Here is a 10,416-nt window from a genome sequence, read left to right on the forward strand (position 1 = left end):
TGGGGGCCTGCCAGCGGTGACGCCCGGTGGGGCACCCGCCGTGTTGTCGGCGCTGAGGGCGCGCCGGCTGACGACGACTGCTCTGCCATGGGGCCGGCCCCCGGAACGCGCGGGCGCGGCGCGTTACCGATGTGCCGCGCTTTGCGTTTCAAGCCCGACCTGACGGACGATCCCCGCGATCCGCCCCAGCTGCGCGCCAAGCGGGTTCGACCGCCGCCAGACCATGCCCACGGTGCGGCGGGGGCGCGGTTCGGGCAGCCGGGCGATCGACACTTCGGCCGAGCGGGTTTCGATGGGGACCGCCATTTCGGGCACCAGCGTGATGCCGATGCCCGCGCCGACCATCTGGACGAGGGTGCTGAGGGAACTGCCTTCCATCAGCTCGCGCGTCACATCGGGCGACAGCTTGCAAAACGACAGCGCCTGGTCGCGGAAACAGTGGCCTTCTTCCAGCAGCAGCAGCCGCATTTCATGCAGCATGCCGGGGTCGGGCACCGGCTGGTCAGCCTCATTCAGGGCCCGCACCAGCACGAATTCCTCTTCGAACAGCGCGACCTCTTCGAGGCTGGGTTCGGAAACCGGCAGCGCTACGATGGCCGCATCCAGCCGGGCCGCCATCAGCTCGTCGATCAGGCGGCCGGTCACCGCCTCGCGTGGGAACAGGTCAAGCGCGGGGTGGGTTGCCGACAGTGCCATGATGATGCGCGGCAGAAGATAGGGCGCGACGGTCGGGATGACGCCGATGCGCAGCCGCCCGGTCAATTGCCCCTGCGAGGCGCGGGCCAGGTCGGTCAGATCGTCCACCGCGCTGAGAATGACGCTGACCCGTTCCGCGAAATCCTCGCCCAGGCCGGTCAGCCGGATCTGCCGCGCGCCGCGTTCCACCAGCGGTGCGCCCACAAGCTGTTCCAGTTCCTTGATCTGCATGGACAGGGCAGGCTGGCTGATGGCGCAGGTTTCTGCCGCGCGGCCGAAATGGCCGAGCCGGGCAAGGGCATCGAAATATCGAAGGTGTTTCATGGTCAGACTTGTCATAAGGCATGCTTATCGAAACCTTCAGTAAATGCAATTGGGCTTAACAGAACGGCTTTGCTAGAACGATTCCAGACAGTGCCCTGCCACCCCGGCGTGACCCGGACGCGGCATACTGCGAAAACAACCTTGAGACAAAAAGCGGGAGCGAGTTCCATGGACGGACATACGGTAGAAGGCGAGATCAACGAAAGCCGACGGGGCTGCCCGGTGGCGCATGGCGGCATGACCGCAACGGGCGCATCGGTGATGGATTGGTGGCCCAACGCGCTGAACCTGGACATCTTGCATCAGCACGACACCAAGACCAACCCGATGGGTGCCGATTTCAACTATCGCGACGCGCTTCGGACGCTGGACGTCGAGGCGCTGAAAATCGACGTGCGCACCTGCCTGGCCGAAAGCGTCGAGTGGTGGCCCGGTGACTGGGGCAGCTATCTTGGCATGATGGCGCGGGTGGCGTGGCACGCTGCCGGGTCCTATCGTCTGGCCGATGGCCGGGGCGGGGCCGCGACCGGCAACCAGCGGTTCGCGCCGCTCAACAGCTGGCCCGACAACGCCAACACCGACAAGGGCCGCCGCATCCTGTGGCCGGTCAAGAAGAAATACGGCAACAAGATCTCGTGGGCGGACCTGATGGTCTTTGCGGGAACGGTCGCTTACGAGATGGCCGGGCTCAAGACCTTTGGCTTTGCCTTTGGTCGCGAAGACATCTGGCACCCGGAAAAGGACATCTACTGGGGGTCCGAAAAGGAATGGCTCGCACCGTCCGACACCCGGTACGGAGCGGTCGAAAAGCCCGACACGCTGGCCAACCCGCTGGCGGCCGTGCAGATGGGGCTGATCTACGTCAACCCCGAGGGCGTCAACGGCACCCCGGATCCGCAGGCCACCGCCGCGCAAATGCGCGAAACCTTCGCCCGCATGGCGATGAACGACGAGGAAACCGTGGCGCTGACCGCGGGCGGCCACACCATCGGCAAATGCCACGGCGGGGCCACCCCCGACAACATCGGCCCCGAACCCGAAGCGGCCGGGCTTGAGGATCAGGGCCTGGGCTGGATGCCCAAGAACGGGCGCGGCATCGGTCGCAACGTGCTGGCCGGCGGTCCCGAGGGCGCCTGGACCAGCAACCCCACCCAGTGGGACATGGGATATTTCGACATGCTGTTCGGGCATGAGTGGGAACTGACGAAATCCCCCGCCGGTGCCCAGCAGTGGAAACCGGTCGAAATCGCCGAAGAGGACATGCCGGTGGATGTCGAGGATGCCTCGATCCGCACCATGCCGTTGATGACCGATGCCGACATGGCGCTCAAGGTCGATCCGTCCTACCGCGCCATCTGCGAGCGGTTCATCGCGGACCCCGACTATTTCTCGGACACCTTTGCGCGCGCCTGGTTCAAGCTGACCCACCGCGACCTGGGGCCGAAGTCGGTCTATTTCGGTCCGTATGTGCCCAGCGAAGACCTGATCTGGCAGGACCCGATCCCCGAAGGGTCGACCGCTTACAATGTCGAGGCAGTCAAGGCGCAGATCGCCGCCACCGGCATTCCGGCTGCCGAACTGATCGCCACGGCCTGGGACAGCGCACGCACCTTCCGCGGCTCTGACCGTCGTGGCGGTGCCAATGGCGCCCGTATCCGGCTGGCCCCGCAAAAGGACTGGGCGGGCAACGAACCCGAGCGGCTGGCCCGCGTGCTGGCGGCGCTGGGTCCCATTGCGGACCAAGCGGGCGCGTCGATCGCCGACGTGATCGTGCTGGCCGGCAACATGGGCATCGAACAGGCCCTCAAGGCGGGCGGTTTCGACATCCCCGTGCCGTTCACGCCGGGCCGCGGCGACGCCACGCAGGAACAGACCGACGTCGAAAGCTTCGAACCGCTCGAACCGCTGGCGGACGGGTTCCGCAACTGGCAGAAGGAAGAGTATGTCGTTTCTCCCGAAGAGATGATGCTGGACCGGGCACAGTTGATGGGCCTGACCGCCGCCGAAATGACCGTTCTGGCGGGGGGCTTCCGGGTCATCGGTGTCAACCATGGTGGCAGCAAGCATGGCGTGTTCACGCGGAACGAAGGCGCGCTGTCGCCCGACTTTTTCGATGTGCTCACCGATATGGCCTATAGCTGGCACCCGGTAGAGGGCGGTACCTACGAGATCCGCAACCGCAAGACCGGTGAGGTCGCCTATACCGCGACCCGCGCCGATCTGGTCTTTGGGTCGAATTCGGTGCTGCGTGCCTATGCCGAGGTTTATGCCCAGAACGACAACGCCGAGAAATTCGCGCGTGATTTCGTGGCGGCCTGGGTCAAGGTGATGGATGCCGATCGCTTTGACGTGAAATACGCCTGAGCGTTTCGGACACACTGACGCGGCCCCGTCCTGCCAGACCGGCAGGGCGGGGCTTTTTTCATGGGCATGTCATTTGCTTTTGCAGAACGGCGAGAGCTAAACTCGCGTCATGAGTGTATCGGGGCACGCGCTGATTGCGCTCGCCCCCTCACCGACGCCGGAGCCTGCCCATGTCGATCATCAACGTCGCGTTCTGGAACCTTCAGAACCTGTTCGACGCGGTGCCATCCGAAATTGCGGCGGATCTGGAATTCACACCCGAAAACGGCTGGACCGAGGCCGCCGTCGCCGCCAAGATCGACGCGCTGGTCGAGGGCGTCGCCACCATGTTCTACGGGCGCGGCCCGGATCTGTTGGGGGTGTGCGAGATCGAGACGGCCGGGCTGCTCGCCCGGTTCACGCAGGCGCTGAACGCGCGGCTGGGGCGGGACGATCTGACCTTTGCCCATGCGGAATCGCCGGACCTGCGCGGCATCGACTGTTCGCTGATCTATTCCAGCGACATCTTCGAACCGGCGGGGGTGCCTGTGGGCCACATTGTGTTCCTGCGTTTTCGCACCCGCGATATATTCGAGGTGTCGTTGCGGGTGCGCGAAACCGGCGCCGGGCTGGTGGTGTTTGTCAGTCACTGGCCGTCGCGGTCGCGCGGCACGCTGCAATCGCAGCCCTACCGGATCACCGTCGCGTCGCATCTTGCCCGCCGGGTCGATGCATGGCTGAAACTGCCGCGCGCGCGGGTCGTGGCGGCGCCGCTGGCGGATCTGACGACCGACATGGATGCCGCCTGGAACCGCAACGTGCTGGTGCTGGGCGATCTCAACGACGATCCGTTCGATATTTCGGTGTTGTCCGAACTGACCGCCACCAACAGTCTGGACAAGCTGGAAGAAGATCTGCCCGCGCCCGGCGACGACATGGGCGCGCGGGAACGTTACCTGCGCCGGACGCCGGCGCTGTACAACATGTCGTGGAAACCCTTGGGCATTCCGGGCGAGGGCACGATGTTTTTCTCGCGCGATACGGTGCGCACCAAACAGGTGTTCGACCAGATCATCACGTCACGCGGGCTGGTATACGGGCGCAGCGGGCTGCGGATCGACCCGCTGGATTACACCATCCACGCGCCACGGCTGCTGTGGACCAATCAGGCGCTGGCAGATGATGCGCCGCGCCACATGGTGCGCCCGAAACGTTTCGATCCCGAAACCGGCAGGGGCTATAGCGACCATTTCCCGGTCACTTGCCAGATTGTCACGGTGGGGATGGCCTGAACGCCCGACTCGCGCGGCGGACGCACAAGCCGCACGAGGGAACAAGGCCCGCTCCGCAAGATGCGGAACGGGCCCGTGTCATTTGTGCGGCGCGATCACGCGGCGGCGGCCCGGACCGCGGGAATGTCTTCGATAAAGGTCTTGTGCAGCGCCTTGATGGCGGGTTTCAGCAATTCGCGTTCCATGATGAACTGCACGTCGACGTTGCGCGGTCCCTGGGTGGCGCCGATGGCCTCAAGCCCCTGGTCGGCAATGGCGATCAGGCCGCGCTGAAGGCAGGACAGCCCGGCAAGATCGCGCCCGATGACCGACGCCATGGCGAGCGTGCGCGACCCTATGCGCGCTGCCGGATAGACCTTGCGCAGATCCTTTTCGACCAGACGCATCGCCGACAGCGAACTGTCGACATAATGGGTGATCGTGTTGGCGTTGGACACCTTGGACACGATACGCACGTCGTGGCGGGTGAGAACTTCGAGGATCGCGGCGTCGTAGCCCTTGACCCCCACCATGTCCTGTTCGAACAGCTCCAGCGCGATGATGTCCAGCCCGGTGACGATTTCGACCGCAGGCGTTTCCGCCGCCTCGTCGTCGATCAGCGTGCCGGGGTCCTTGGGTTCGAACGCGTTGGTCACCCGCAGCGGCACGTCGGCCTGACGCAGCGTCTTGGCCGCCTTGGGGTGAATCGCTTCCATCCCCATGTTCGACAGTTGGTCGGCCACGTCGTAATTGGTGCGGCCCAGCTTGCGCACGGCATCCTGCCCGACAAGATTGGGATCGGCCGAGGACAGGTGAAATTCCTTGTGGATGATCGCCTCGCGCGCGCGCGTCAGGGACGCCAGCATGGAAAAGGTCACCTCGGAATAGCCTCGGTCGAATTCGCGCATCAGACCTTCGGCGCATTGCGCGTAGCCGGTGACGATGGGCATTTCGGACATCGGGTCGATGCCGTCCATCGCGCCAAGGATGCGCTGTTCCAGCGTCACGTCGCCTTCGCCGCGCCAGCCCGACAGGTCGACGAAACGGGCGTCGACCCCGGCGCGTTGCAGCATCAGCACGGTGACAAAGGCGGAATGCGCCTCGCCCATGCCCGACAGCAACTCGCGGGTTTGCAGCATGTGCTCGGACAGGCGGAAATGGCCATAGGAACACACGCGCGCCAAGTCGATCAAGCAGTTGCGCGCGCCATCAATGCGCGTGCGCACGAAATCGGTGGCCCGGTCAATGTCGGCGGGATGTTCCAGCACGCTGGTGTGCGCGTCGATCATCGCATCGCCGACCCGGTTCAGCGCGTCATGCCAGCCATGGCTGTTGTCGGACGCGGCGAACTGGCCGTAGACACCCGGTTCGCCGGTCTTCTTGTGTTCGAGCAGCAGGTTGGTGATACCGCCAAAGGCCGAGACCACGAAGATGCGACCATAAAGGTCCGCGCCTTCGCGCTCGCCGATCAGCAATGTGTCACGCAGCTCATTCAGGCGGGACATCGTGGTCCCGCCAATCTTTTCAACGGTATGCTCTGCCATGGTTTACGCGTTCTCTTCGGCCGGGGCGTAGGAGCCATCTTCGCGGTGCACCTCGGTGCCGGTGACCGGCGGGTTGAAACAGCATGCCATGTGCAGTTCTTCGGTGGCGCGCAGGATGTGCTTGTCGTGCAGGTTCAGCGCATACATCACGCCGGGTTTGATGTCATGGGTTTCGCCGGTGGCGATGTCGGTGATCGAACCCTTGCCGGCCATGCAGTATACCGATTCAAAGTGATGTTTGTAGTGAAAGGTATGTTCCGACCCCGCTTCGAGCACGGTGATGTGGAACGAAAAGCCCATGCCGTCGTCGGCAAGCAACATCCGGGTGGATGTCCACCTGGCGTCGGCCACATGTTTGTCGGTGTCTTTGAGCTTGTTGAAGTCGCGAACGATCATGGGGAGTTACTCCGCTGCTATCTTGTTGTGGTTGGTCAGGGCGACGCGGGTGGCATCGCGCAGGATTTCGAACCCTTTGGCGAACTGTTCTTCGGTGGTGGTCAGTGGCGCGAGCACCTTGACCACCTCGTCATGCGCGCCCGACGTTTCGATGATAAGGCCGCGTTTGAACGCTTCGGCGCAGATGGCGCCGGCCAGAGCGCCAGAGCCGACATCCACACCGCGCATCAGGCCACGACCCTTGAGGAACGCCCCGTCGAGCATGTCGGCGATCGAGCTCAGGCCGGTTTCCACCGCGCGGGCCTTGTCCTTTAGGCTTTCCTGAAACGCGTTCTGTTTCCAGAACTTCTCCAGCGCCACGCGGGCGGTGACAAACGCGTGGGTGTTGCCGCGGAAGGTGCCGTTGTGCTCCGCCGGTTTCCAGATGTCGTGCTGTGGCTTCACCAGCAGAGCGGCGAACGGCAGGCCAAAGCCCGAAAGCGATTTGGCCAGCGGGATCAGGTCGGGGTCGATGCCCATCTCTTCGAAGGAAAAGAAAGTGCCGGTGCGACCGATGCCCGCCTGGATGTCATCCAGGATCAGCAGCGCGCCGTGCTTTTTCGCCAGCGCCGCGATACCGCGCAGCCAGTCGGCGGATGCGGCGTTCAGGCCGCCCTCGCCCTGAACCGGCTCGACCAGGAAGGCGGCTGGCGCGTCAAGTCCCGACGACGGGTTGTCGAGCATGAATTCGATCTGCTTCAGGGTATCGACCTCGGGGCCGAAGGCGCCTTCGAACGGCAGGTGCGTCACGCCTTGCAGGGGCATGCCGCCGCCCGCGCGCTTGCCCGAATTGCCGGTTGCGGCCAGCGCGCCCATGGTCATGCCATGAAAGCCGTTGGTGAACGCGACGATGTTGTGGCGCCCGGTGACCTTGCGCGCCAGCTTCATCGCCGCCTCGACGGCATTGGTGCCGGTGGGGCCGACCATCATCACCTTGTGGTCCATGTTGCGCGGCGCAAGGACGATGTCCTCGAACGCGGTCAGGAACGCTTCTTTCTGGGCGGTGTGCATGTCCAGCCCGTGCGTCACGCCGTCGGCCATGAGGTGGTCGATCAGCGCCGCCTTCATATCGGGGTCGTTGTGACCGTAGTTCAAAGACGAGCACCCGGCGAGAAAGTCGATATACTCGCGGCCGGTGTCGTCGGTCAGGATCGAACCCTGCGCCTTGACAAAGCTTGTGGGAAACGAACGGCAGTAAGAGCGCGCTTCGCTTTCGCGGCGCGTGTAAATGTCGCGTGTCATGCCTTACGTCCTTTCAGGACTTGGGATATGGATATGGGGGAAACAAGGGGCGCCCGGCGAAAGTTCCGCCGGCGCCGGGGCGGCGCGCCTTATGCGGCGCGCAACCGCGCGGCCTGTTTGCGCGGCAGGTCGATCGTCACCAGATGTTCGGTGTCGTGATGGCCGCCGAAATGGTCGTCCTTGTGGTAATGCGGTTCGTCCGACAGCGCGCCGCCGATGTCGCGGGCAAAGCTGCGGAACAGCCCCCACGAGGCGCCGTTGTCCTCGGTGATGGTGGTCTTGAGAGCGCGGGCGTCGGTGGTTTCGTCCCGGTTCACCAGATGCAGCAGCATCTGCTTGCCCAGACCAAGGCCACGCGCCTGTTCCCCGACCGCCACCTGCCAGACGAAGAAAGCCTCGTCGTTGGGGATCATATGGCCCGAAATCCAGCCGACAACCTCGCCGTCCAGTTCGGCGACGACGCAGGTGTCGCGGAAATGCTCGGCCTGAACCAGGTTGCAGTACATCGAGTTTTCGTCGAGCGGCTTGCAGGCGCGCACAAGGTCCCAGATGGCGGCGCCATCGGTTTTCTCGGGCTTGCGAAGCGTCAGAGCGTCAGCATGGGCGGAGAAGCTGTCTTTGGGCATCGGTGAGGTCCCTCTTGTTTCCTTTGGTTGATTAACTAACCGAACCGACCGAAAGTTTCAACCGCCTAAGTAAGTTTTGGCAAATTTGCGCCAGACCCGTTATTTTTATACCTAAATCGGCCTGGTATATCCAAGTGTCTTGAAAGTTTTTGGCAGACGGCTATGCTTAGGGACATAAATAATTCCACAGATGCTTAGCCGGTTGAAGTACCGTTGGCGCCGTGGCACAAGGCGACGGTTCCGGCAGAAGCAAGGCAAAGGTCCAATGGACAGAACGGATGACAGCTTGATCGCCCTCAGACGCATATTGCGTGCCACCGAGCTTTACGAACGTGACCTTGCCAGCGCGGCGGGGGTCACGCCCGCGAAGCTGCGGGTGATGCAGATCGTGCACATGAAAGGCGGCTGGACCACACCCAAGGCGCTGGCCACCCAGATGGGCGTCAGCCAGGCCACGATCACCGGGCTGGTCGACAAGCTGGCCAAGGATGGCATGGTGCATCGCGCCCAATCCGAAACCGACCGGCGTCAGGTGAATGTCATGCTTACCGATGACGGCAAGACGGCGTTGGACCGGGCGCCCGACGCGTTGCAGCAACGGTTTGTGCGCGAATTCGAACGGCTTGAAGATTGGGAGCAGGCGCAGCTGTTGTCTTCGCTGGAACGGGTCGCGGCGATGCTTGATGCGCGCGACATCGATGCATCGCCGGTGCTGACGGTCGGGGCCATCGAAAAAGACACCCACGGCCACAAGGATCCGCGCAGCAAGATCTGATCTGCCAGCCCCGTTCTGCGGATATTCCGCGGCATCTTGGCACTCAGCTTGCAATATGTGTGTAAATGGCACGAATACTTGTGTAAGCTGAGTTGAATGGTTGACGCGCAAGAGCGTCAGGGCCATACTTTGGGGGCGATGGGCCGACAAATCCGGCGAACGGGTGCAGCGGGGGAACGCAGCACAGGTCGCCGCACCGGAAGACGCGGACCGGACCGGAATCTGGTCAACCTTCTGACAATGCCTGTGCCCTCAGACCGGAATTGTCGTGCCATGGCTGTCGGGCAATGCGTGCGCAGTGTTTAACCAGTGGGACAGGTACAGTGCCTGTCTTTTGAGTACGAGTGGGCCGGGACCTCCGGGTCCCGGCCGTTTTTGTGCGATGACTGATCCGGATCAAGGCCCCGCCACCGCTGTGGTGTGACACTTTCCCTTATCGCTACGGGAGAACGCCATGCGTATTCATGTCTTGCTGATTGCGGCCCTTGGAGTCACGGCCTCTGCCGGTCTCGCGCAGGATGCCGACGTTGGCCGCGCCCTGTTTCACCGCCATTGCGCCACCTGTCACGGGCTGGAAGGGCGCGGAGACGGCCCGATGGCCGGCGCCATGCTGATAAAGCCCGCCAATCTGACCGAGCTTTCGATCACCAATCAGGGTGTCTTCCCGCTGGAACGGGTCGTGCGGCGCATCGACGGGCGCGATCCGCTGATCAGCCACGGGTCTCCGATGCCGGTCTACGGGGACTATTTCGAAAGAGTCTTCGATGTGCCGATCAAGACGCCGGCGGGGCAGCCGGTGCTGACCTCGCGCCCGGTGGTCGATCTGGTCGCATACCTCAACGAAATCCAGCGGCAGGAATAATCCTGTTTGTTCGATCCCGGACGATCCTGTTTCCCCCCGGCGATCAGCTCCTGTTCATGGCAACAGCGGTTCCAAGGGGCGTTCGGGACGGGGTGCGACCATGCTGGTCCATCTTCACAGCCAGGCAACCACGGTTCGGACGGCCATCCACGCCAGTGACAAACCCGCCGCCATCCTGGCAGAGCGATACGGGACCACCGAACAGACCGTCTGCAACCGGCGGCACCGCGATAGCGTTAAGGATCGCGGTCACACGCCGCGCCGGCTTCAGACCTCATTGACGCCCGCGCAAGAGGCC

General features: G+C 63.6%; 9 protein-coding genes and 1 pseudogene. 5 read left to right on the forward strand and 5 right to left on the reverse strand.

What is annotated here, in order from left to right:
• Positions 1 to 123: 123 nt before the first annotated feature.
• Positions 124 to 1,035, reverse strand: a complete 912-nt coding sequence (locus ATI53_RS12020; protein ID WP_111550487.1) for a hydrogen peroxide-inducible genes activator — start codon at positions 1,033 to 1,035, stop codon at positions 124 to 126.
• A 153-nt stretch (positions 1,036 to 1,188) separates the two neighbouring features.
• On the opposite strand from ATI53_RS12020, the gene katG reads away from it, so the two are divergent.
• Both katG and ATI53_RS12030 read left to right on the forward strand, forming a co-directional pair.
• Positions 1,189 to 3,384 (forward strand): catalase/peroxidase HPI, encoded by a 2,196-nt coding sequence (gene katG, locus ATI53_RS12025; RefSeq protein WP_009503511.1) that lies wholly within the window; start codon positions 1,189 to 1,191, stop codon positions 3,382 to 3,384.
• A 170-nt stretch (positions 3,385 to 3,554) separates the two neighbouring features.
• Positions 3,555 to 4,655 (forward strand): endonuclease/exonuclease/phosphatase family protein, encoded by a 1,101-nt coding sequence (locus ATI53_RS12030; protein ID WP_111550488.1) that lies wholly within the window; start codon positions 3,555 to 3,557, stop codon positions 4,653 to 4,655.
• A 95-nt stretch (positions 4,656 to 4,750) separates the two neighbouring features.
• Here ATI53_RS12030 and ATI53_RS12035 read toward each other — a convergent pair whose 3' ends face one another.
• The 4 genes from ATI53_RS12035 to ectA form a co-directional block, all read right to left on the reverse strand.
• Complete coding sequence (locus tag ATI53_RS12035) at positions 4,751 to 6,178, reverse strand: aspartate kinase (RefSeq protein WP_009503513.1); 1,428 nt, start codon at positions 6,176 to 6,178, stop codon at positions 4,751 to 4,753.
• Positions 6,179 to 6,181: 3 nt separating this feature from the next.
• Positions 6,182 to 6,574, reverse strand: coding sequence for an ectoine synthase (locus ATI53_RS12040; RefSeq protein ID WP_009503514.1), 393 nt, complete (start codon positions 6,572 to 6,574; stop codon positions 6,182 to 6,184).
• A gap of 6 nt (positions 6,575 to 6,580) precedes the next feature.
• Positions 6,581 to 7,855, reverse strand: coding sequence for a diaminobutyrate--2-oxoglutarate transaminase (ectB, locus tag ATI53_RS12045; protein ID WP_111550489.1), 1,275 nt, complete (start codon positions 7,853 to 7,855; stop codon positions 6,581 to 6,583).
• Positions 7,856 to 7,944: 89 nt separating this feature from the next.
• Complete coding sequence (gene ectA, locus ATI53_RS12050) at positions 7,945 to 8,481, reverse strand: diaminobutyrate acetyltransferase (protein ID WP_009503516.1); 537 nt, start codon at positions 8,479 to 8,481, stop codon at positions 7,945 to 7,947.
• Between the two features lie 265 nt (positions 8,482 to 8,746).
• On the opposite strand from ectA, the gene ATI53_RS12055 reads away from it, so the two are divergent.
• The 3 genes and pseudogenes from ATI53_RS12055 to ATI53_RS23605 all read left to right on the forward strand — a co-directional run.
• Positions 8,747 to 9,256, forward strand: coding sequence for a MarR family winged helix-turn-helix transcriptional regulator (locus ATI53_RS12055; RefSeq protein WP_009503517.1), 510 nt, complete (start codon positions 8,747 to 8,749; stop codon positions 9,254 to 9,256).
• Positions 9,257 to 9,710: 454 nt separating this feature from the next.
• Positions 9,711 to 10,118, forward strand: coding sequence for a c-type cytochrome (locus tag ATI53_RS12060; protein WP_111550490.1), 408 nt, complete (start codon positions 9,711 to 9,713; stop codon positions 10,116 to 10,118).
• Positions 10,119 to 10,218: 100 nt separating this feature from the next.
• A pseudogene (locus tag ATI53_RS23605) lies at positions 10,219 to 10,416 on the forward strand (IS481 family transposase); the annotation flags it as partial.

The organism is Salipiger aestuarii (genome assembly GCF_003259905.1).
Lineage (GTDB): Bacteria > Pseudomonadota > Alphaproteobacteria > Rhodobacterales > Rhodobacteraceae > Salipiger > Salipiger aestuarii.